This window comes from Sphingorhabdus sp. (assembly GCF_035329025.1).
Taxonomy (GTDB): domain Bacteria; phylum Pseudomonadota; class Alphaproteobacteria; order Sphingomonadales; family Sphingomonadaceae; genus Sphingorhabdus_B.
Genome location: NZ_DAOLHN010000019.1, coordinates 32,586 through 53,058 on the forward strand (window position 1 = coordinate 32,586; position 20,473 = coordinate 53,058).

Annotated in this window: 24 protein-coding genes; 8 read left to right on the top strand and 16 right to left on the bottom strand. The window is 58.6% G+C overall.

Translation table 11 applies throughout. The features are described 5' to 3' along the window. The first annotated feature begins 268 nt into the window (after positions 1 to 268). The 4 genes from PKC81_RS07090 (at position 269) to PKC81_RS07105 (ending at position 5,491) form a co-directional block, all read left to right on the top strand. Positions 269 to 949, top strand: coding sequence for a DUF1013 domain-containing protein (locus PKC81_RS07090; protein WP_298603954.1), 681 nt, complete (start codon positions 269 to 271; stop codon positions 947 to 949). Positions 950 to 1,012: 63 nt separating this feature from the next. After that, positions 1,013 to 2,122 carry an MBL fold metallo-hydrolase gene (locus tag PKC81_RS07095; RefSeq protein WP_324334498.1) on the top strand — a complete coding sequence of 370 codons (1,110 nt, stop codon included), beginning with the start codon at positions 1,013 to 1,015 and terminating at the stop codon, positions 2,120 to 2,122. Positions 2,123 to 2,131: 9 nt separating this feature from the next. Next, positions 2,132 to 3,814, top strand: coding sequence for an AMP-binding protein (locus PKC81_RS07100; RefSeq protein ID WP_324334500.1), 1,683 nt, complete (start codon positions 2,132 to 2,134; stop codon positions 3,812 to 3,814). 21 nt (positions 3,815 to 3,835) lie between these two features. Next, positions 3,836 to 5,491, top strand: coding sequence for an alkaline phosphatase family protein (locus tag PKC81_RS07105; RefSeq protein WP_324334502.1), 1,656 nt, complete (start codon positions 3,836 to 3,838; stop codon positions 5,489 to 5,491). Between the two features lie 16 nt (positions 5,492 to 5,507). Here PKC81_RS07105 and PKC81_RS07110 read toward each other — a convergent pair whose 3' ends face one another. The 3 genes from PKC81_RS07110 to lipB form a co-directional block, all read right to left on the bottom strand. Then, complete coding sequence (locus PKC81_RS07110) at positions 5,508 to 6,806, bottom strand: NADH:flavin oxidoreductase/NADH oxidase family protein (protein WP_324334504.1); 1,299 nt, start codon at positions 6,804 to 6,806, stop codon at positions 5,508 to 5,510. Positions 6,807 to 6,814: 8 nt separating this feature from the next. Further along, entirely contained in the window at positions 6,815 to 7,078 is a 264-nt protein-coding gene (locus tag PKC81_RS07115) for a hypothetical protein (RefSeq protein WP_324334506.1), read from the bottom strand. Between the two features lie 119 nt (positions 7,079 to 7,197). Continuing rightward, positions 7,198 to 7,878 carry a lipoyl(octanoyl) transferase LipB gene (gene lipB, locus PKC81_RS07120; protein ID WP_324334508.1) on the bottom strand — a complete coding sequence of 227 codons (681 nt, stop codon included), beginning with the start codon at positions 7,876 to 7,878 and terminating at the stop codon, positions 7,198 to 7,200. Between the two features lie 202 nt (positions 7,879 to 8,080). On the opposite strand from lipB, the gene PKC81_RS07125 reads away from it, so the two are divergent. Further along, positions 8,081 to 8,815, top strand: coding sequence for a hypothetical protein (locus PKC81_RS07125; RefSeq protein ID WP_324334510.1), 735 nt, complete (start codon positions 8,081 to 8,083; stop codon positions 8,813 to 8,815). 106 nt (positions 8,816 to 8,921) lie between these two features. Here PKC81_RS07125 and PKC81_RS07130 read toward each other — a convergent pair whose 3' ends face one another. Genes PKC81_RS07130 through PKC81_RS07140 form a run of 3 tightly spaced genes read right to left on the bottom strand, consistent with a single transcriptional unit; the run spans position 8,922 to position 11,359 of the window. Beyond that, the gene (locus PKC81_RS07130) at positions 8,922 to 10,217 is read right to left on the bottom strand and encodes a hypothetical protein (RefSeq protein WP_324334512.1); all 1,296 of its coding nucleotides are present in this window, start codon (positions 10,215 to 10,217) and stop codon (positions 8,922 to 8,924) included. A gap of 39 nt (positions 10,218 to 10,256) precedes the next feature. Continuing rightward, a complete protein-coding gene (locus PKC81_RS07135; RefSeq protein WP_324334514.1) occupies positions 10,257 to 10,574 on the bottom strand; it encodes a hypothetical protein in 318 nt (105 codons plus the stop codon). Between the two features lie 5 nt (positions 10,575 to 10,579). Further along, positions 10,580 to 11,359 carry a MauE/DoxX family redox-associated membrane protein gene (locus PKC81_RS07140; RefSeq protein ID WP_324334516.1) on the bottom strand — a complete coding sequence of 260 codons (780 nt, stop codon included), beginning with the start codon at positions 11,357 to 11,359 and terminating at the stop codon, positions 10,580 to 10,582. Between the two features lie 73 nt (positions 11,360 to 11,432). On the opposite strand from PKC81_RS07140, the gene PKC81_RS07145 reads away from it, so the two are divergent. Further along, positions 11,433 to 11,822, top strand: a complete 390-nt coding sequence (locus tag PKC81_RS07145; protein WP_324334518.1) for a MerR family DNA-binding protein — start codon at positions 11,433 to 11,435, stop codon at positions 11,820 to 11,822. Here PKC81_RS07145 and PKC81_RS07150 read toward each other — a convergent pair. Together PKC81_RS07150 and ychF are read right to left on the bottom strand one after the other, a co-directional pair. Further along, positions 11,819 to 12,247 (bottom strand): group II truncated hemoglobin, encoded by a 429-nt coding sequence (locus PKC81_RS07150; RefSeq protein ID WP_324334520.1) that lies wholly within the window; start codon positions 12,245 to 12,247, stop codon positions 11,819 to 11,821. The genes PKC81_RS07145 and PKC81_RS07150 overlap by 4 nt on opposite strands. Positions 12,248 to 12,292: 45 nt before the next feature. Further along, positions 12,293 to 13,393 (bottom strand): redox-regulated ATPase YchF, encoded by a 1,101-nt coding sequence (ychF, locus tag PKC81_RS07155; RefSeq protein WP_324334522.1) that lies wholly within the window; start codon positions 13,391 to 13,393, stop codon positions 12,293 to 12,295. 185 nt (positions 13,394 to 13,578) lie between these two features. On the opposite strand from ychF, the gene PKC81_RS07160 reads away from it, so the two are divergent. Continuing rightward, positions 13,579 to 14,187, top strand: a complete 609-nt coding sequence (locus PKC81_RS07160) for a CAP domain-containing protein (RefSeq protein WP_324334524.1) — start codon at positions 13,579 to 13,581, stop codon at positions 14,185 to 14,187. Between the two features lie 5 nt (positions 14,188 to 14,192). On the opposite strand, the gene PKC81_RS07165 is transcribed toward PKC81_RS07160, so the two are convergent. The 8 genes from PKC81_RS07165 to PKC81_RS07200 form a co-directional block, all read right to left on the bottom strand. Further along, the gene (locus PKC81_RS07165; protein WP_324334526.1) at positions 14,193 to 15,173 is read right to left on the bottom strand and encodes an SDR family oxidoreductase; all 981 of its coding nucleotides are present in this window, start codon (positions 15,171 to 15,173) and stop codon (positions 14,193 to 14,195) included. A gap of 34 nt (positions 15,174 to 15,207) precedes the next feature. Beyond that, positions 15,208 to 15,711, bottom strand: coding sequence for a topology modulation protein (locus PKC81_RS07170; protein ID WP_324334528.1), 504 nt, complete (start codon positions 15,709 to 15,711; stop codon positions 15,208 to 15,210). 3 nt (positions 15,712 to 15,714) lie between these two features. Beyond that, positions 15,715 to 16,173, bottom strand: a complete 459-nt coding sequence (locus tag PKC81_RS07175; protein WP_324334530.1) for a DUF1330 domain-containing protein — start codon at positions 16,171 to 16,173, stop codon at positions 15,715 to 15,717. Next, positions 16,163 to 16,735, bottom strand: coding sequence for an aminoacyl-tRNA hydrolase (gene pth / locus PKC81_RS07180; protein WP_324334532.1), 573 nt, complete (start codon positions 16,733 to 16,735; stop codon positions 16,163 to 16,165). The genes PKC81_RS07175 and pth overlap by 11 nt, the downstream gene beginning before the upstream one ends. A gap of 119 nt (positions 16,736 to 16,854) precedes the next feature. Beyond that, complete coding sequence (locus PKC81_RS07185; protein WP_324334534.1) at positions 16,855 to 17,469, bottom strand: 50S ribosomal protein L25/general stress protein Ctc; 615 nt, start codon at positions 17,467 to 17,469, stop codon at positions 16,855 to 16,857. A gap of 139 nt (positions 17,470 to 17,608) precedes the next feature. Then, complete coding sequence (locus tag PKC81_RS07190) at positions 17,609 to 18,535, bottom strand: TraB/GumN family protein (RefSeq protein ID WP_324334536.1); 927 nt, start codon at positions 18,533 to 18,535, stop codon at positions 17,609 to 17,611. Positions 18,536 to 18,582: 47 nt separating this feature from the next. After that, positions 18,583 to 19,248, bottom strand: coding sequence for a hypothetical protein (locus PKC81_RS07195; protein WP_324334538.1), 666 nt, complete (start codon positions 19,246 to 19,248; stop codon positions 18,583 to 18,585). Then, positions 19,241 to 19,453, bottom strand: coding sequence for a helix-turn-helix transcriptional regulator (locus PKC81_RS07200; protein WP_324334540.1), 213 nt, complete (start codon positions 19,451 to 19,453; stop codon positions 19,241 to 19,243). The genes PKC81_RS07195 and PKC81_RS07200 overlap by 8 nt, the downstream gene beginning before the upstream one ends. Before the next feature lie 190 nt (positions 19,454 to 19,643). On the opposite strand from PKC81_RS07200, the gene PKC81_RS07205 reads away from it, so the two are divergent. Continuing rightward, positions 19,644 to 20,473 (top strand): glycine--tRNA ligase subunit alpha (locus PKC81_RS07205; RefSeq protein WP_324334542.1); only part of this gene is annotated, 830 nt, incomplete at its 3' end.

Sequence of the window (20,473 nt, forward strand, 5' to 3'; positions counted from 1 at the left end):
CCCTCCATTAATTGCTACGAGATAGTGATGTAGTGAAATCAAATTACGTCTTCGAAGGTCTCCTCAAACCTTTGGCAATGCGCAGTGTTAAGTGCGCAATTAATGCAGTCAAGCCTTTCCTGCATAGCTATGCAGAGTTTTCCGACGAATGATGCTTGCCGTAAGGGCGGCTTTGGCCTAAGCGGGCGCCATATTCAGGCCGCTCCGGTAAGGGGCGGCCCTATTTATTGGAGAATCAGACATGGCCCAGAACGGACTTGTTCCCCTGATGCCGCACGCGACCGCAGCATGGCTGGTCGACAATACAGCGCTCGCATTTCACCAGATTGCCGAATTCTGCGGCCTGCACATTTTGGAAGTGCAGGCGATGGCTGATGACATGACGGGTACCAAATATACCGGCCGCGATCCCGTCCGTGCGGGTGAACTTTCGATGGAAGAAATCGAAAAGGGACAGGCAGATAGCGACTATTCCCTGAAAATCAGCAAGGGACCGGAACAGGTGCGCCGTACCAAGGGCCCGCGCTATACGCCGGTATCGAAGCGTCAGGATAAGCCGGATGGCATCGCTTGGCTGCTGCGCAACCACCCTGAAATTTCCGACGGTGCGATTTGCAAGATCATCGGTACCACGCGCAACACGATCCAGGCGATCCGTGAGCGCAGCCATTGGAATATCAGCGAGATCCAGCCGAAGGACCCGGTGACGCTCGGGCTGTGCTCGCAGCGCGAGCTGGACGCGATTGTTGCGCGTGCGGCCAAAAAGGCCGGCCTTGAAGACAAGGCTGCAGATGACAGCCGTTTCGCTGGCGACAAGGAAGCCTTGCTGACACAGCTGCGCAACGAACGCGACGAAGCCAAGCGCGCTGCCGAAGAAGCGCTGCATGGCGAAGAAGAAGCGCCTGCCGAACTCACTGCGGAAACGCTGTTCAAGAAATCGGGCGAGTAATCTCGCCGACCTTCCCTAACGTCACCATTGCGCTGTGGTGACGTATGGGGCAGGCAGTCGGTCATGACTGCTGAAACCCTGCCCGCCTATGACATGTCGCTTGCCGACCATGGCTTTGAACCGATCGAAATCAAAGGGCTGACCTATCCGCTGGGCGAGCATGTGCCCGGCTATGGCGAAATCTATCCGCTGGCGCCGGACATGGGCTGGACGCGGATGCCGGTGCCAGGCAACCTCAACCATATCAACATCTGGCTGCTCGACGACCTTGACGAGCAGGGCGAGGGCTTTGCCATTGCCGATACCGGCCTGTTCATGCCGGTGGTGATCGAAGAGTGGAAGAAGCTGCTTGAAGGCACGTTGGGTGACCGGCGGATGACGCGCATTTTTGTGACGCACTTCCACCCCGACCATGTCGGCTGCGCAGGCTGGCTTGCCAATCGCTGCAAGGTCCAGCTGTGGATGAATCGCACCGAATGGTTGATGGCGCGCATGCTGACCGCCGACCAGCGCGATGAGCCGCCCAAGGAGATTCTCGATCGTCGGCGGTATCAGGGATATAATGAAGCCCAGGTCGAGGATATGCGCAAACGCGGCTTTGGTGGTTTTGCCCGTGCCGTTTCGCAATTGCCGACTGGCCACCGTCGACTCGAAGATGGCCAGCATGTCCGCATCGGCGGCCGTGTGTGGGAGGCGATGACCGGAGGTGGTCATACGCCAGAGCATACCTGCCTTATCGACCATCATAATGGCGTAATTATTGCCGGTGACCAGATCCTGCCGCGCATCACCAGCAATGTTTCGATCATGGATAGCGAACCCGATGCCGATCCGCTCGGCGAATGGCTCGATTCAATTGCCAAATTCCGCCGAAAGTTGCCGGGCGACATGCTGGTGCTTCCGGCGCATGGGTCTCCCTTCCGCGGTGTGCATGTGCGCCTCGACAAGCTCGCTGAAGGGCATCACGATCGTCTCGACAAGCTTGAGGTTGCGTTGCGTGAAAAACCGATGCGCGCGGTAGATACTTTCGCACTTCTATTTGATCGGCCGATTGACGAGAGCGTTTTCGGCCTCGCCACCGGGGAATCGCATGCACATCTGGTGCATCTGGTCGCAACCGGTCGCGCTAAGGTAGAGACAATCGACGGGGTTGGCTGGTATAGCGCCGTTTAGAGGAGAGTTATGAACGCGACGCCCTGGGCCAATAATTACCTGCACCCTTCAAAATGGGAGCAGGTTTTTGCACCATTGTCGGTGCACGATATGTTTTTCAACTCGGCAGAGCGGCGTGGCAATGCCGCAATTGCCGACTTCATGGGTCGCAAATTCAGCTATGCCGAAATGGCCGAGCAGGTGCGCCGCTTTGCCCGCGGATTGCAATTGCAGGGGATCGGGAAGGGCGATCATATCGGCCTGTTTCTGCCCAATGTTCCGCATTACATCGCGGCGTATTACGGTGCACTTGCCGCCGGGGCGACTGTGGTCAATTTCTCGCCGCTCTACACCGTCGACGAATTGTCGCATCAGGTGGCCGACAGCGGTACTTCGATTTTGGTGACGGTGTCTGCCGCAGCATTGCTGCCGACCGCTATTAAAGTGCTCAACCAATCGAGCCTCAAACAGTTGATCGTCGGAAGCGTGGCCGAGGCTTTGCCGAAAATGAAGGGGCTGGCGTACAAGCTGTTCAAGCGCGGCGAGATTGCCGAGGTGCCCGACGATGGCCGGATAACCCATTATGCGCGCTTCATGGCGAATGACGGGCAATATGCACCTGTGCCCTGCAATCCCGAAACCGATGTCGCGCAGTTGCAATATACCGGCGGCACGACAGGCACGCCAAAGGGTGCCATGCTTACACATCAGAATATCAGTGCCAATGCGCGGCAGATCAACTGCATTGATCCGCACAGTCGCGCCAACCGGCCCGATAGCCCTGCGGAGGACCGCATATTGGGTGTGCTGCCCTTCTTCCACGTTTTCGCCAATGCCACTGTGCTCAACCGCACGATCGACAATGGCGGCGAGATTGTCATGCTTCCCCGTTTCGAGGCGGCCGCGGCGTTGAAGGCAGTCAACCGGACCAAGGTGACATCGATGCCCGGCGTGCCAACCATGTATCAGGCGCTGCTCGACAATGCCGAACTGCCCAACACGGATTTCAGTTCACTACGCGCCTGCATTTCGGGCGGCGCACCTTTGGCAGCCGAACTCAAGGCTCGCTTTGAGGGCGTATCGCATGCCGCGGTGATAGAGGGCTATGGCCTCACCGAGAGCTCGGGGGTGATTTCGTGTAACCCCTATGAAGGGACGAACAAGGTTGGCAGCATCGGGCAGCCCATTCCCGGAACCGACGTGCGTTTGGCTGACAAGGAAGATCCCAGCAAGCCAGCTCCTGTTGGCGAGCCGGGCGAATTGCTCGCCAAGGGGCCGCAAATCATGGCCGGTTACTGGAACAAGCCGGTGGCGACGGCAGAAGTCTTCGTCGACGGCTGGTTACGAACCGGCGATGTGGCGACCATCGATGAAGACGGTTTCATCTTCATCGTCGACCGTTTGAAAGACATGATTGCGGTTGGTGGTTTCAAGGTTTTCCCAAGCCAGATCGAAGATATTCTCTACAAGCATCCGGCGGTCAAAGAAGCTTTGGTGATCGGCGTACCCGATACGTATTCGGGTGAGCGACCTAAGGCTTTTGTCACATTGAACGATGGACAGTCGGTGTCTGACGAGGAGTTGACCAAATGGCTCAATCCGCAATTGGGCAAGCATGAACGGGTGCTGGGCGTGGTCGTGCGCGATGCTTTACCGAAGACTATGATCGGCAAGCTCGACCGCAAGGCGCTGCGCGCAGAAGTTGGCGTTTAAACAGATTTCAGGATGAAACAGATGAACAGGTTCACTGCATTATTGCTGGGCGCGACCGCGCTTGTTTCGACTTCGGCCTTCGCCGAGGATGGCGCGCCAAAAGCCCCGGAGCCCAAGCTGATTGTGGCGATCTCGGTTGACCAATTCTCGACCGATCTGTTCAACGAGTATCGCGAGGATTTTACCGGCGGCCTCAAGCGGCTGGCGGGCGGTATCGCCTTTCCCAACGGCTATCAAAGCCATGCAGCCACCGAAACCTGCCCTGGCCATTCGACGATCCTGACTGGTAGCCGCCCGGCACGTACAGGCATCATTGCCAACAGCTGGTTCGATCCGTCGACCGGCCGCGCTGGCAAGGACGGTAAAACCGACTATGGCGTCTATTGCTCCGAAGACACTTCGGTAGAGGGCAGCAACAGTTCCAATTACACCGTCTCGCCCAAATTGCTGAAGGTCCCCACTTTGGGTGACCGGATGCGAGCGGTGAACCCTGCGTCGAGGGTTGTTGCCATATCGGGCAAGGATCGCGGCGCGGTGATGATGGGCGGACACAATACGTCTCTGACGATGTGGTGGGACGGCAAGCAGTTTCGCAATCTGACCGGGGCCAATGGCGGTGATCCGCGCGCCACCAGCATGATAAACGCGCGGGCACGCGCCGCGATAGACAAGCCCGCCAAGGTCAAACTACCTGCCATGTGCACCACCCATTCGCGCGCAGTTGGTATCGGCGGTGATGCAACGGTTGGTACGCTGCAACAACGTAAGGCGGGTGACGCCCGTGCCTTCCGCGCCTCGGGCGAATTTGACGCACTGACGATGGATCTTGCATTGGCTGCTTTTGGGGAGCGGGGGCTCGGTAAGGGCCCTGCGACCGATGTGCTGGCCATCAGCCTTTCGGCGACTGACTATATTGGCCACACTTTCGGCACATCAGGCGCAGAAACCTGCGCCCAGATTGCTTCGCTCGACGCGACACTGGGCCGGATGTTCACCGTACTCGACAAGAGCAAGGTGCCTTATGTGGCAATGCTCACGGCTGACCATGGCGGCCATGACCTGCCTGAACGGAACAGCATTCAGGGCCTGCCCGCCGCCGAACGCGCAGACATCAAGCTGATGCCGCAGGGCGTCGGGCCGGTGCTGGCCAAAGCGTTTGACCTGCCCGAGCCTGCCATCATGGGCGACGCTCCCTTCGGCGACATGTATCTTTCGACCAAAATCCCGTCGGCCAAGCGGTCCGCAGTTTTGGATGCTGCGCTCAAGCATTATCGCACCCATCCGCAGGTAGAGGCCGTCATCACCAAGGATGAAATTGCCGCCACCCCATCACCCTCTGGCCCGCCCGAGGATTGGAGCCTTATCCAGCGCGTGCGGGCCAATTTCGATCCGTCGCGTTCGGGCGATTTTTATGTCGCGCTGAAACGCTATGTGACGCCGATCCCCAATACCAGTTTCGGCTATGTCGCCACGCATGGTTCACCCTGGGGCTATGACCGCCGCGTACCGATCCTGTTCTGGTGGAAGGGCGTCGCGCCGTACGAGCAGCCCAATGGCATTGAGACCGTCGATATCATGCCGACGCTGGCCAGCCTGATCGGGCTGGATGTGCCCAAGGATGAAATCGACGGCCGCTGTGTGGATTTGATTGCTGGTGCAGGGAGCAATTGCAAATAAACAGAGACGATAGCGCCTATTTTAGAGCCGCCCGCCTGTCCTTCAACCAGCGCTTATGCGTGCTCTCGACTTCGCGCATCGCCTGGAACACAGTCATGTCAGGGGCAGGGCGTCCGGTTTTGCCTAGCGCGTAAAGCTGGCTGTAAAACCAATATTGGCAGGCAAAACTGTCGATTGCCCGCATCGCCTTCCAGCGCTTGAGCCACTGCAGCGACGGTGGAAACAGCGCCAGCTCATTCTCCTTGCGCGGTAGCATCTCCATCCCGCCGAGCAACCTTTTGGCTGCGTCCGGGAAATAGCACATCGGGCGTCCGATGCCGATGACATCGGCAGCCCCCTGTTTCAGCGCCTGCTCCATTGCGGAGCGGGTGCGGAAGCCGCCGGTGACCATCAACGGCACTTTGACCTCGCTCCGCATCGCCTTGGCGAAATCGACGAAATAGGCTTCGCGTTGCAAGGTAGAGGTAGCAACATTCTGCTCTTCGGGTTCTTCCATCCCTTCCATGCCGAGCAGCTTGGGCTGTTCATAAGTGCCGCCCGAAATCTCGATCAGGTCGACACCCGCATCCTGCAACCATTTGGCGACCTGCAAACTGTCTTCAAAGGCAAAGCCGCCCTTCTGGAAATCGGCGCTGTTGAGCTTGACCGAAATCGGGAAACTGGGCCCAACCAAAGTGCGCATGGTGTTGACCGTGAAAAGCAATATGCGTGCGCGGTTCTCAAGGCTGCCGCCCCAGCGATCGTCGCGCAGATTGGCGCGCGGGCTCAAAAATTGCGAAATCAGATAGCCATGCGCGGCGTGGATCTGCACCCCGGTAAAGCCCGTTTCCTTGCACACACGCGCCGCCGTGCCGAAGCGGGCGATGATGTTGAGAATCTCCTCCTCGGTCAGCGCGACTGGCTGGCCGAATTGCCCACCGGGCAGGCCGAGCTTGACGGCAGATGGAGCCTTGGGATGCGGGTTGACTGCCTTTTGCGTCTGGCGACCGGCATGGCTGATTTGCGCCCAGAAATGGTTGCCGTTGCGCGTTGCCGCCGCGGCCCAGTGCGATAATGCGCGCTTGGCATCATCATCAGGCTCGCGGTCGATAATGACATTGCCGGGCCGCTCAAGATGGTCGGCATCGATATGGATATTGCCCGACAGCAGCATCCCCGAGCCACCCTCGCTCCAAGCCAGATAGAGCCGGTCAAGTTCGCCGGTCGCGCGGCCATAGATATCGGCAAGCCCTTCGGTCATCGCGGCCTTGGAGATACGGTTGGGAAGTGTCGCGCCACAGGGCAGCGTCAAGGGTTCAGCGAGTAGGGATGCCATGGTCGCGGTTACTCGCCTGCCTTGGGTGCCGGTTCGGTGGTCGGCGGTACAGCTGGCTTGTCAGCAGCGGCCTTTTCATCAGCCTTCGGCGTTACTGTTGCTGGCGCAGCACTCGCCTCAACCGGTGCCATTTCGGTCACCTCGTCGGTCGGGATCATCTCGTCGCTGATCGTGCCTTCGACGCTGTCGATATCGTCCATACGGGTTTCGGTAACCTTGCTGTCGGCATCATTGCCGCCACAGGCCGAAAGCGCGGGAAGGGCGAATGCCAATAAGATCAGGGCGCGACGCATATGTTCCTCTCAAGTCGAAATTTCACCGTAGTGCTGAGCCTGTCGAAGTACGCCCAGTGGCTAAGCGCCCTTCGACAGGCTCAGGGCTACGGTATTGATTATTGTTGCGCAACAGCCTCGCAAGAGCCACCGGTTTTTGCAAGCGCGTTCAGGAATTCCGGCAAAGTCGCCTCCAGCGCCGCATCGAAATCGGCGAGGCTGGCAGTGATGCCAAGATCGGCCAGGCTGGTGACCGGATATTCGGCGATACCGCACGGTACGATGCCGCCGAAATGGGACAGGTCGGGCGCGACGTTGACGGCAAAGCCATGCGCAGTCACCCAGCGGCGGACACGCACGCCGATTGCGCCGATTTTTGCCTCTTGCCCCGATCTTGTATCGCACCAGATGCCAATGCGCCCTTCGGCACGCCGCGCCTCAACATCAAAACGGGCTAGCGCATTTATCACCCAGCCTTCGATCGAATGGACGTAGCAGCGTACATCCTTGCAGCGTTTGGCGAGGTCGAGCATCACATAGCCAACGCGTTGCCCCGGCCCGTGATAGGTATAGCGCCCGCCGCGCCCGGTATCGTAAACCGGGAATTGCTGGCTCAACAGCTCGGCCGGATCGGCGCTTGTGCCTCCGGTGTAGAGCGGCGGATGTTCGAGCAGCCAAATCAGCTCGCGCTCGCTGCCTTCATGGATGGCCGCCTGCCGCGCCTCCATCCGGGCGAGCGCTTCGGGATAGGGCACATGCCCTTCCGAAACGTGCCAGTCTATATCGCCTATGGCTTTCATTTTGCGGCCTTAGAGCAAGCTAAGTAATTATTTAATCCCTTTCGTCACCCCCGCGAAGGCGGGGGCCCATCACCTGATGCATAAATTTAAGCGGCCGGTGATGGATTCCCGCCTGCGCGGGAATGACGAAGATTTGGAGATTGTGAATTTCTTGCCAGCCCTGTGGCTTGCCTCTAACTCCCGAATACAAACTGGAGGCCCCATGAACCGTAAACTCGATTATTCCAGCGTCTGGAAAGACACACAGGCGCAACTCAACGCCCATCGCGAAGGCGTAGGGGCGATTTCGGGGCTGTTCCTGTTCGTGCCGGATTGGGTGTCGCGCCTGTTTGCAGGGCAACCCGATCTGGTCGATGCCTCGACTCCTGCAGAAATACTCGCCGCGTTTCAGGTCTATTATGCCGAAAATTGGCTGACCTTGCTGCCCACCGGGCTGCTCAGCTTTTTTGGCGCGGTGGCCATCTACGTACTGCTGACACGCAAAGAACTGGCGACCATCGGTTCGGCGCTGGGCAAGGCTTTAGCGCTTTTGCCCTTTTACTTCGTTGTCCAGCTTGCCGGCGGCGTGGCTACGCTCGCCGGGTTCTTGGCACTGATCCTGCCGGGCATGTATCTTGCCGGCCGTTTGACGCCTTTGGGCGCAGTGGCGGTCGCTGAGACCGAACGCGGCTTTTCCGGCACCATCACGCGCGCCTGGGATCTGACACGCGGCAATGGCTGGTCGATCTTTTTCCTGACGCTTGTGGTCGCGTTGGTGGCGAGCCTGACCGCGATGATAATCGGAATGGTCGTCGGCCTCGCCTGCCGTTTGCTTGCTGGGGCGCAGGGCGTGCCCTTTGTCGAAACCGGCGTAGATGCCGCCTTGGGTGCGGTGATCGCGACTTTGATGGTTTCCCTCTCGGTCGCGATCTACCGGAATTTGGCTGCGGAGGCCTAGTTTCCCCTCCCGTTTACGGGAAGGGTTAGGGGAGGGTGTGTGCGAAGCTAGCCTTGTCTCTTTCAGGCCCTCCCCCAGCCCCTCCCGCAAGCGGGAGGGGAGACAGTCACAGCCCCAGCGACAGTCTGGCGAACAGCGTATAGCCAATCGGGTTCTTGCCATAAGCCGCGTCTAGCGCATCGGGCTTGGCAAAGGCCGAAACCGTGCCACCCAGCGCAAGGTTGAACTGCTCGCCCAGCGGCAAGCGATAGGCATAGCCCGCCTGGAACTTGCTCACGCGGAACGGCATGTCGTGCAGCGGATCGGTGTGCTCCGGGAACAATTCATCATTCTTCACATTTTCGAAGCGACCGAAAATCGTGTGATGATCGTCAACGTCCCAATTCGCCTCTGCAATCCATGCAGTCAGCGTTTCACCTGGCTTGCGGTCTTTGGCGCTGAAAGCGAGCATCGCGGAGAGGCCCTTGCCATTTGCGTAATGGACCGAAGCGGTGGTGCGCTGCTCGTCTTCACCGGGATGCAGCGATTCCGGCTCCTTCAACCGTCCGGTTGACGCCTGCACTGCCCAGTTTGGCGTCGGGTTCCAAGTCGCGCGCACCGACCAGCTGTCGAAGCGGGGCTTTTCGATATCCCAGCGATCCTCGTCGGGCTCTTGACCGGTAAAGATTGACCCCTCGATCTGGAACTGGCGTGAGGCAAAGCCTGCGGTTGCGACGCCATAAGTGATATGTCCGCTGTCAAACCAATGGTGCGTGATCGGCGCTTCCGGATTGTAGCGGGCCGAACCACGGTGCATGAAGGCACTCGGGCCGAGTGCTGGCTCGCCGACCGGGCCGCCATAGAGGAAGACTCTGCCATCCGCTCCAACGTTGATGTCGACGCGGGCTGCCAGTTCCATGAACAGGTCGTGCGGATGCTGCCGGTCAACCAATGCCTCACCACCGGCGGTCTCGCCAGAGGCAAACAGGTTCGGATAACCCCGATTTTTCATCAACGGTTCAAGGCTGAACATCGATTTCAGCTGCACTTTACCCCAGCCGGTTGCCTTCTCGGCATTGAGCATCGCCATCGACTGGATATAGGCCTTGTCATCGCCGCGCGGGCCGCTCTGGTCGGTGTAAACACCCCAGGCATAGCCATGGGTCATGATCATCCAGTCGTCGCCGGCATCGATGTGCAGGCCAGAATGTCCACCACCCTCGGCAGCGGGAAGGCGAGAGGTTCCCGAGCCCTCGGCCGGGGCGTCCGAAGCCATTTCATGGCCTTCATGGTTTTGCGCTTCAGTTGCTGCGGTCTGGTGCTGCGAATGATCCATTTGCGAATGATCATGTTCTTGCGCCTGTGCCGATTGCGCAGACATAATGAGCGCCAGCGCGCTCGCGCCGGAAAAATACATCTTCATTTTAAGTGTCCCGTGAAAATTGGTTGAAATGTGAAGAGGTCACATTCCATTTCGCGGAGGCGGGTCATGCGGTTTCGGGGCAAAGCCGGACAATGCCGCCGTCAGCCCGGGCAATGGCGGAGTAACCAGCACCGCTGCCCGCATTGCCAATATTGCTGGCGCATAGGACGCGACGCAGCCGATACAGCCATGATGCATGGCTTGCTCGCCTGCCGGTGCTTTATCGTCACGCTCCATCGGCATGCCATGACAGTCTTCCGCCATCGCCATCGCACTATCATCCGCAAGCGCAGGCATCGCCACGGCGGGCAAAGCGAGCGCAATCAGGAAAAGCAAGGCAATCAGGTTGCGGAGCATGGGCGTCAGATAGTCCCAAAGAGCGTCGCGGTCCAGAGCGGCGCTTCGCGCATGCCCATCCACAGTGCCATTGCCACCATCATCACATTTTCGGTGAGCGAGACAAAGCCCAGCGGTACATTGCTGTTTCCGCCTACGCAGGCGCATTTCAGTTCGCGCTGCTCAATATAGACCGCCTTGAATACCGAAACCGTCCCGATGGAGCCAATGAACAGCGCGATTGGTATTGAAAGCCAGGGAAGCAGGTGCCCCGCCATCAACACGCCTGCCAATCCTTCGGCGAACGGATAGATGCGGCCATAGGGCACCCATTTTCGTGCCAGCAGGTCGTAATTGAGGAACATCGTCGCAAAGTGCTCTACATCCTGCAGCTTGAGCAGCGCCAGGATCGCCATGCTGATGGCAATGAAGCGCTCAAGCGTCGGGACGAACAATAGCCCGTGGTCGCTGCCAAGCCCGAACGAGATTGCCAGTGTCGCCGCCATTGCGAAAACTGCGATAACCGGCCGGTAGGTCAGCTTGTTGGGATCGGCTACTGCCAGCCCAAGATGGCGGCGCAAATCGTCATGGCCGCCGATGCGTTCGTTGTCGATGAAGATTTGCGGCGTGGTCGCGACGCCATGCTGCTCCTTGAAAGCATCGACTTCGCCGCGTGAGGTGAGCAGTCGATCATCGACCTGATAGCCCTTGCTGCGCAACAGATACTGCGCTTTCAACCCATAAGGGCAAATATGGTCGGGCAAGACCATGCGGTAAAGCACCGCCGTTTTTTCTGGAGAGGGCATGACATTGTTCCTTTCATTATCGTCGTGCCGAACCTATCTAGCATCCGTACTATAGTACGGAGTCAAGCGATCAATGTTGACGATTTCGCAATTGGGCAAGGCGGGTGGCGTAGGTGTTGAAACCATACGCTTTTACCAGCGCAAAAAACTGCTCGAAGTTCCTGCTGATTTGCGCCGGAGCAAAGGTATCCGGCATTATGGCGACTCGGATGTGCGGCAGTTGCGCTTCATTCGCACCGCGCAACAGGCAGGTTTCACGCTTTCCGAAATCGCTGAACTGCTGGCGCTCGATAAAGGAAGAGATCGCCGACGGGTGCGTGAAATGGCACGGGCGCGCATAGCTGCGCTGGACGACGAAATCGCCCGGTTGCAAAGGGCGCAGAAGTCTTTGTCCAGCCTTGCACAGATCTGTGCGCATGGCGATGACGGGCCATGCCCGATCATCGAGGCTTTTTCGTCCTAGTGGGTATCATTCTTCCCGGCATTGGCCGCCATGCCCTTCGACATGCTGGCAAAGGCGGAGACCATCGAATCCACGAAATCCGGATCGCCGGGAATCGTTTCCTTCGCCGCCTGCTGCATTGCCAGCACCCACTGTGTTGCTACAGCGAAGTTCATGCCCTCCAGCGCGCGGTGGGCGGACATGATGCAGGCACCGGGCCGCTTTTCGAACCAGTCGCGCGGCCCACCCATCCAGGCCATCAGGAAATCGGTTAGCGATTCGCGCATCGGGGCAAGGTCCGGCGCGTGCATCGCGCGCAGCTCGGCGAAATCGGGCTCGCTCTCCATCAGGTCGTAAAAGCGGTTTACCATGCGCGCGATGGGTTCGCGCCCGCCTATGCGGTCAAACGGGAGTTGTGGTTTGGATTGGGGGTCGGATTCGCTCATGCTCTGATTGCTGCGGCTATTTTACCAGACTGTCCTTGAGCGAAATCAAACGTTGAAGCGGAACAGCATGATGTCGCCGTCTTTCACTTCATATTCCTTGCCTTCCGAACGCCACTTGCCCGCTTCCTTGGCCCCGACCTCGCCATTGAACTGGACATAATCGTCATAGGCCATGGTTTCGGCGCGAATGAAGCCCTTCTCGAAATCGCTGTGGATCACGCCGGCTGCCTGCGGGGCTTTGGCACCTTTGAACACCGTCCAGGCGCGCGCTTCCTTGGGGCCAACGGTGAAGAAGGTGATGAGGTGCAGCAGTTCATATCCCGCACGAATCACGCGGGCTAGCCCGGTTTCTTCCAGCCCCAGATCGGCAAGGAAGACTTCGCGGTCTTCGGCTGGCATGGTCGATATCTCGGCTTCGATCGCGGCGGAAACGACAACCGCCTCGGCACCTTCAGCCTTCGCCTTTTCAAACACCTTGGCCGAAAGCGCGTTGCCATTTGCAGCCGAGGCTTCCTCGACGTTGCAGACATAGAGAACAGGCTTTGAAGTCAGCAATTGGGCTTGTTGGAATATGCGCGCTTCTTCGGGATCGTTGGGCGTCAGCAAGCGCGCGGGCTTGCCATCGCGCAACAGGTCGAGCGCGCGACCCAGCACGGCGGCCGCAACCTTCGCTTCCTTGTCGCCGCCGGTGGCCTTTTTCTGGAAGGCGGGCACGCGCTTTTCGAGGGATTCGAGGTCGGAAAGCATGAGTTCGGTCTCGACCGTTTCGGCGTCCGAAATCGGATCAATCTTATTGTCGACATGCTGGATGTCGTCATTTTCGAAACAACGCAGCACATGGACGATGGCGTCAACCTCACGGATATTGGCGAGGAACTGGTTGCCCAGCCCTTCACCCTTGGAGGCACCGCGCACGAGGCCCGCAATGTCGACAAAGCTCAACTGCGTCTCGATAATCTTCTGGCTGCCGCCAATCTTCGCGATCACATGCAGCCGCGGATCGGGCACGGCGACTGCGCCGACATTGGGCTCGATCGTGCAAAAGGGATAATTCGCCGCCTGCGCCGCCTGCGTCTCGGTCAGCGCGTTGAACAGGGTGGACTTGCCCACATTGGGCAGCCCGACAATACCGCATTTGAAACCCATAATATCCTCGTTGGGAATGAATTGCGCGCGCCTTAGCGGGAGTGGGGGCGAAAGGCCAGCCTTGCCATGGTTCAACTGTTTGTAGCCTGCTGTTCAGGCAAGTGTTGCTAGGTCGGCAACCACAAATAATTCATTCGGGTTGCAAGATGACAGCAGGATTCAAATCGAAAATCCTCCTAATTTCTATGCTTGGTATCTTGGCAGCGCCTTCATCTGGTCGAAGCGGCGTCGAGGCAGACATCCTCGAAGAGGTCAACTTCCTTCGCAGCAATCCAAGCGCCTTTGCGCTTGAACTGGATGATTTGAGAGGGCGCTTCGATGGCAATATCCTTTTGGGAGAGGGAGATGGCCCCGACTTCACAACCCATGAAGGTCCGCGTGCGGTTTCCGAAGCAGCGCGCGAGTTACGCCGCAGGCGCGCGGTTAATACCTTGATGCCCAGCGACTTATTGGCCCGCGCCGCCGCCGATCATGTGCGTGCGCAGGGGGCCAGCGGTCAGACTGGGCACTATTCCAATGGCAAGGGACCCGGACAGCGTGTCAAGGCCCGCGGTGGCAATGTATATGTCGGCGAGGTAATCGTTTACAATTACACCAGCGCGCAAAATGCTGTCCAGCAACTGGTGATTGATGATGGCGTGCCCGATCGCGGGCATCGCAAACAGCTGTTTTTGGCGGAGTATCGTTATGCTGGCGTCGCTTGCGGCAGCCATCGGCAATGGCGCAACATGTGCGTCATCGTCCTCGCCCAAACCCGCGATGGAGCGCCGATCATGCCACCCAGAGGGAAATGATCGGGTTAGTCATGCACCGCCTTCACCCAAGGTCCGAAGGGCGAATTGCCCAGCATCGCTAGTTGCGTCTCTGCCGACACCTTGTTGATCGCTTCCTGCGGTTTCATGCCTGGGTGCACCGCGCGGCGCAGCGGGCGGGTGCCGGCTGGCATGGCGGCGATTTCGGCGATGGCGCGGGGCACGTCCATCGGATCGGCGCTACGGCGGGTGCCGTCTTCCTTGCCCATGCTGTTGACCAGTGCCAGATAGGCAGCAGCCTGATCTTCGGTCAGCCTTGATTTGAGTTCGCTCGCCAATTGATTGCGGTTCACCCAAACCTTGGTCGGATAGCCGCCCGGCTGGATAACGCAGACCTCGACATTGTGCGGCACCAGTTCATAGGCCATCGCCTCGCTCATCGCCTCCAGCGCGAACTTGGTCGGCGAATAATGACCGGCAGATGGCACGATCACACGCCCAAGCTGAGAGGAAATGTTGAAGATCAACCCGCGCTTCGCCTTGCGCATCCCGGGCAACACCGCGCGCGCCATGCGGTGCGGGCCGTAAACATTGGTGTCGAAAATGAGCTTGGTGGCCGCCATATCCTGCAGCTCGATTGGCCCGGCATAACCGACACCAGCATTGTTGATGAGGATATCGAGAGGCCCGCCGGCAATCTTCTCAGCTTCGGCAACGCCCTTTGCGACCTGTTCGTCAGAGGTGACGTCGATCTCTATGATATGGATGTCGAGCTTTTCCTTGGTCGCCTCGGCCTTGAGTTCGTCCGCCTCCTTGCGTGGCAATCCTCGCATCGAGGCGATTACCTTTGCGCCAAGGCGGGCATAATGCAGGGCGCCTAGATACCCAAAGCCAGAAGAAGCACCGGTGATCAGCACCGATTTGCCCGCGAGCGGTTTGTCAGCGGCTGATGCGGCGGAGGGAATCGCTGCAGCGGCTCCTACGGCCAATGCTGTTTTGATTACAGCGCGGCGTTCAATATCGGTCATCCTGGCTCTCCTTAATTCGCCAAGATAACTGGCTTTACGCCGATTGCGAGTCCAGCCAGCGTTTCAGCTGTATCGGGTCGCCAAAGCGGATGATCTTATCTTCATGGCCTTTCAGTCGTCGCTCAAGCCGAATTTTGGGGCCGCTGTTCCACTGCAAAAGGTAAAACAGGAAGCCCAGATCAAAACGCTCCGGACAGCCTTCGGTCATGTCGGGTCGCGCGCGTCCGCGAAACGTCCATATTCGCCGCAGCAGTCGCGTCACACACAGCCGGATCGGATAATCGAGATAGATGACCGTGTCGGCCCGCTCCAGCCTCTCCGCCAGCGTGCCGCCATAGGTGCCGTCGATCAGCCAGCGATCCGTTGTTGTTATCGCGGCGAGCTTTTCGAGGATTTCATCCTTACGGCTTTCCACCCAGCCGGGTTTCCAGTTCAGCTGGTCCATATGGAAGACTGGCAGGCCCAATATCGGGCCCAGTTCAGCAGCCAGTGTCGATTTCCCCGCCCCGCACGGCCCGACGATCAGGACGCGCTGCACGGGTCAGTCTTGCTGCACAGCGCCGGTCGTTTCAACCAGCGGAAGCAGTCTTGAATCGCGCAAGGCGGCCGTGCGGTGGCCGATGCCTCTCAGATAGTCCTCATGGCTGTTCCAGCCGAGGAACGCGGCGACGCTTTCCTGCTCGATCAGCATGGCCATATCCCAAGCTTCGCCTTCCGGGCCGATCAGCCAGCTGCCGCCTTTGCCGAGGAAACGGATGGCGCCACCACTGGCCGTCAAAAATGGTGTCGTATGGTCAATATATCGCTGGAAAGCCTCCGCGCCACTGATTGGTGCGTCGGGCGCAAGTTCGGGCGAAGCGCTGTAATCAGCCAATGCGCGAAAGCGCAGCAGGTTCAGCATGACCACTGGCCCTTGAATGTTGCGCATAAAGAATGCGCGACCTGCCGCATCGGTGACTTCCAGGTAAGAATCGGTGCCCATTTCAATCTCAATCTTCATGAAGACGAAGGGCAACCTCGCTCATGAAACGCGCATCGTCACCCTTTGCCAGCCAATCGGCCTCTGCTGATATTGCACCGAGCATATCGGCAAGTGGATCGATTTCGCTTTTGGAAAATGGTCCCAGTACATATCCGGTAACGCGGTCTTTATGCCCCGGATGGCCGATGCCCAATCGTATGCGCCGGAAATCTGCGCCGATATGGTCGATGGTCGAACGGATGCCATTATGTCCGGCGGCGCCACCGCCGCGCTTCACCTTGATTTTAAAGGGCGCGAGGTCGAGTTCATCGTAAAAGACGGTGACGTCTTCAGGCGTCAATTTGTAGAAATCCATTGCGGCACGGATGCTGCGGCCGCTTTCGTTCATAAAGGTCGCAGGTTTGAGAAGGATGATCTTGTCGCCGCCGATGCGGACTTCCTGCATCCATCCCTGAAATTTCTTGGCGGGCGCCGGAGCTTCATACCGATCGGCAAGCGCGTCCACCGCCATGAAGCCGACATTGTGCCGGTGCATCGCATATTGCGGTCCCGGATTGCCAAGGCCTGCCCAGATTTGCACGAAATTGCGCCCTCCAAAAACACGTCGCCCCCGCAAAGGCGGGGGCCGCTGGAGGTTTATTCAGCCAAGAAGGCCTAAACCGGTTGCGGTCCCTGCCTGCGCAGGGACGACGTTTTATCTCAAGCTTCGCCTTCAGACTTGGTCGTGTCGCCTTCAGCGGACTTCATGCCCGAAGGTGCAACGACGGTCGCGATGGTGAAGTCGCGGTCGGTGATCGCGCTCTTCGAACCTTCGGGCAGCTTCACATGGCTGATGTGGATCGAATCGCCCACGTCGAAACCGGTCACGTCGATGACAATTTCGTCGGGGATCAGGTTGGCGTCGCAGATCAGTTCGAGTTCGTGACGAACGATGTTGAGCACGCCACCGCGCTTCAGGCCCGGCGAAGCTTCTTCGTTGGCGAAGACGACGGGGACTTCAACATGGACCGTTGCGTCCTTTGACAGGCGCATGAAGTCGACATGGATCGGGCGGTCGCTGACCGGATGGAATGCCACATCCTTGGGTAGGGTACGCTCGGTCTTGCCATTGACGGTGACTTCAACAATCGAGTTGCTGAAATGGCCGGTCATCAGCGCCTTGACGAGGGCTTTTTCCTCGACATGGATGGCTTCCGGAGCCTTGTTGTCGCCGTAAATTACGGCAGGTACACGGCCTTCGCGACGCAATGCACGGGAGGCTCCCTTGCCAGCCCGTTCGCGCGGCTCGGCCGACAGAGTCAGCTGATCGCTCATAATAAATCTCCAATAAGTTCAATTCTTGCCGCCACGCCTCCAGGGATGACCATCACGGCAAGCGGGCGCCAATAGGCGGAAAGCCGCATAAATGCAAGCGTTGCTTGCTAACCCTCCCCGCGCGGGGAGGGTAGCACTTTTAATATTCTACGCGTTGGGCCTGTACGCCATAGGCCGTCAGCAGATGCGGCACGCTGGTGGAGCCTGAAAGATGGCCTGCACCCACCGCCATGAAGGTGGTGCCTGGCTTTTCAAGTTGCTTGCTGATCCACGCTGCCCAATTGGCGTTGCGGTTGGTCAATAACGCAGCATGCAGTTTTGGATCGGAAAGTCCCTCATTCATCACCTGAGCGAGGCCTTCGGGATCGGGTTTCGCCCAAAGCGCGACCATATTGTCCATGCTGGCTGTCATGTCATCAACGCTTTTGGCTGATTCGACGAGGAAACGGACTTGCGTTTCCTGTGACAGCGTATCGAATATCGCCAGTTGTGATTCCATCGTTTCTACACCCGCGATCGGCTTTCCAGAGGCCTTGGCTGCAGCGGTCAGTTGGGTTTCGACACCGCTGTTCACATCATAGCCACCCTTTTGCAGGCCCATGATCTGCATCGTTACCGCAGCTGCCCAGGGGTCGAGAGGTTCGAATGCCGCGACTGGTAGACCAACCTTTTCCATCGCCTTGGCGTAAATGGCTTTCTCGTCTTCCATCATCTTGGAAGTTAACGGCTTCCCGCTGGTGTCGAGGCCATATTTGGCGAACAATTGCTGCGCGGTGGCGGCATCCGGCTCGACCATTTCAAGCACCAGCCGGTCCGATTTGTCGAACGCGGATTTCACCGCCTCGTCGAACCAGGCCATTCCCGGCTTCAGGATATGGACAGTACCGAAAAGATAGACCGTCGTGTCGGCATCTTTCACCACCCAAAGTGCCGGATCGACATCGACTGTCTCGACCTCAGCCGCCGGGGCCTGCTGCGCGAGGGCTGGCGTTGCCATTGGCGTACCAAAGGCGGAGAGCGCGAGCGCGACCGTGGTGAGGGCACAATTCAGGAGAAGGTTTTTCATCGTTCGTTCCTTGGGTTGAAAGCGTCTGGGATTGGATGCAGCAGGGTTCACCGGTATTTTTTCCAGTACCAGACTGCGGTCCAGATGATTGCGAAGGTGCTGAAAATTGCGATTCCATTTGGCTCTGGAAGTAAACCGCCACGCCACAGGAACCACCATGTCGGTGCACCGATAAGGTAAGCATAGGCCGCATAATGGCCTCCGTCACGATAGGCTTCGGCTTCCTGTTCGTCGATGGCGCGGGTGTGCCAGAACCAGGCAATGACAGGCATGATGATGGCCCAAAAGACTGCAAGCAGTACTGCGATGGCCAGTGGCAAAGGGCCATCCTTGAAAATCGTCATCGGATCGGATGGCATGATGCCGTCTACGGCCACCAGCAGCGCGCCGATAAGGGCGCCCAATACAGCACAACCCACCATGATGTTGCGGTTCAATCTTTCCCGACTGGTCAACGCACCACCGCCGATACGGATGCGGCGCGCCAGATTCCATTGCGTGTAGATCAACGCCCCGATAATCGCGACGAGCACGCCGATGATAGCGATCGCCTTCGCCGAAAGCGCTTCGCCGTCTTCAGTCGCCGCTGCAATCACGCCGACGATCGCGCCTGCGGTAAACACGGTGGCCAAACCGGCAACTGCAATCCACGCGAGCGATTTGCCGACATTGCCTTCAGCTTCGGTCTCATCGAGTTGGGGCAGGTCAGTCATTTTTGTCTCCATCGAAACCATCGTCGAAAATCTCCTCAATCCGCATTTCGAACAGCCGGGCGATCTTGAAAGCGAGCGGGAGCGAGGGATCATATTTCCCCGTCTCGATCGCATTCACCGCCTGCCGCGAAACATCGAGCCTTTCGCCAAGCTCGGCCTGGCTCCATTGGCGCTCTGCGCGCAGCACTCTCAGCCTGTTTTTCATGTCAGCTCTTATTGTCCATGTGTCAGCTTACCCTGACTATATGTACTGATTCGCTGACAATGTCAACAACCCCTTACACATTGCCATCAACACCTTACAAAGACAGGAATTCTACGGCTTTGCGCATGCCATTTGCTGCGCTGCGGCACAGATGCTTGATTTAGGGGCCTCCTTCCGCCAAGGGGCGACCATGTCTGAATCCGGACCCCTAACCTTCCAGGACCTGATCCTGACGCTCCATGATTATTGGGGCAAACAGGGCTGCGTCATCCTGCAACCTTATGACATGCGCATGGGCGCGGGCACCTTCCACCCGGCGACCACGCTGCGCGCGCTTGGCCCCAATCCGTGGAATGCGGCCTATGTGCAGCCCAGCCGCCGCCCGACCGATGGCCGCTATGGCGAAAACCCGAACCGGCTGCAGCATTATTACCAATATCAGGTGATCATGAAGCCCAGCCCTGCGAACCTGCAGGAACTGTATCTGGGGTCATTGGATGCCATCGGCATCGATCCGCTGAAGCATGATATCCGCTTCGTCGAGGATGACTGGGAATCGCCCACCCTCGGCGCATGGGGCCTTGGCTGGGAAGTCTGGTGTGACGGGATGGAAGTGACGCAGTTCACCTACTTCCAGCAGGTCGGCGGCTTTGACTGCAAACCGGTTGCGGGTGAACTGACCTACGGGCTCGAGCGCCTTGCCATGTATATTCAGGGCGTAGACCGCGTGTATGACCTGAAGTTCAACTCGGCGGGCGTCACCTATGGCGACGTCTTCCTCGAGAATGAACGCGAGCATTCGAAGTATAATTTCGAGGTTGCCGATACCGAGCAGCTTTTCAAAGGCTTCCAGCATGCAGAGGCGGAGTGCAAGCGCTGCATCGAGGCCAATGTGCCACTCGCGGCCTATGATCAGGCGATCGAGGCGAGCCATTTGTTCAACCTGTTGCAGGCGCGCGGCGTGATCAGCGTGCAGGAACGCGCCAGCTATATCGGCCGCGTGCGCGATCTGGCGAAGGG

Coding starts and splice junctions, on each gene's coding strand:
- PKC81_RS07125 (WP_324334510.1), top strand. CDS start 8,081: ATGAACCGTAAACTCGATTATTCCAGCGTCTGGAAAGACACACAGGCG.
- PKC81_RS07165 (WP_324334526.1), bottom strand. CDS start 15,173: ATGACCGATATTGAACGCCGCGCTGTAATCAAAACAGCATTGGCCGTA.
- PKC81_RS07190 (WP_324334536.1), bottom strand. CDS start 18,535: ATGAAAAACCTTCTCCTGAATTGTGCCCTCACCACGGTCGCGCTCGCG.
- PKC81_RS07090 (WP_298603954.1), top strand. CDS start 269: ATGCCGCACGCGACCGCAGCATGGCTGGTCGACAATACAGCGCTCGCA.
- PKC81_RS07185 (WP_324334534.1), bottom strand. CDS start 17,469: ATGAGCGATCAGCTGACTCTGTCGGCCGAGCCGCGCGAACGGGCTGGC.
- PKC81_RS07100 (WP_324334500.1), top strand. CDS start 2,132: ATGAACGCGACGCCCTGGGCCAATAATTACCTGCACCCTTCAAAATGG.
- lipB (WP_324334508.1), bottom strand. CDS start 7,878: ATGAAAGCCATAGGCGATATAGACTGGCACGTTTCGGAAGGGCATGTG.
- PKC81_RS07175 (WP_324334530.1), bottom strand. CDS start 16,173: ATGAAGATTGAGATTGAAATGGGCACCGATTCTTACCTGGAAGTCACC.
- PKC81_RS07160 (WP_324334524.1), top strand. CDS start 13,579: ATGCTTGGTATCTTGGCAGCGCCTTCATCTGGTCGAAGCGGCGTCGAG.
- ychF (WP_324334522.1), bottom strand. CDS start 13,393: ATGGGTTTCAAATGCGGTATTGTCGGGCTGCCCAATGTGGGCAAGTCC.
- PKC81_RS07105 (WP_324334502.1), top strand. CDS start 3,836: ATGAACAGGTTCACTGCATTATTGCTGGGCGCGACCGCGCTTGTTTCG.
- PKC81_RS07150 (WP_324334520.1), bottom strand. CDS start 12,247: ATGAGCGAATCCGACCCCCAATCCAAACCACAACTCCCGTTTGACCGC.
- PKC81_RS07110 (WP_324334504.1), bottom strand. CDS start 6,806: ATGGCATCCCTACTCGCTGAACCCTTGACGCTGCCCTGTGGCGCGACA.
- PKC81_RS07135 (WP_324334514.1), bottom strand. CDS start 10,574: ATGCTCCGCAACCTGATTGCCTTGCTTTTCCTGATTGCGCTCGCTTTG.
- PKC81_RS07095 (WP_324334498.1), top strand. CDS start 1,013: ATGACTGCTGAAACCCTGCCCGCCTATGACATGTCGCTTGCCGACCAT.
- PKC81_RS07200 (WP_324334540.1), bottom strand. CDS start 19,453: ATGAAAAACAGGCTGAGAGTGCTGCGCGCAGAGCGCCAATGGAGCCAG.
- PKC81_RS07145 (WP_324334518.1), top strand. CDS start 11,433: ATGTTGACGATTTCGCAATTGGGCAAGGCGGGTGGCGTAGGTGTTGAA.
- PKC81_RS07140 (WP_324334516.1), bottom strand. CDS start 11,359: ATGCCCTCTCCAGAAAAAACGGCGGTGCTTTACCGCATGGTCTTGCCC.
- PKC81_RS07195 (WP_324334538.1), bottom strand. CDS start 19,248: ATGACTGACCTGCCCCAACTCGATGAGACCGAAGCTGAAGGCAATGTC.
- PKC81_RS07130 (WP_324334512.1), bottom strand. CDS start 10,217: ATGAAGATGTATTTTTCCGGCGCGAGCGCGCTGGCGCTCATTATGTCT.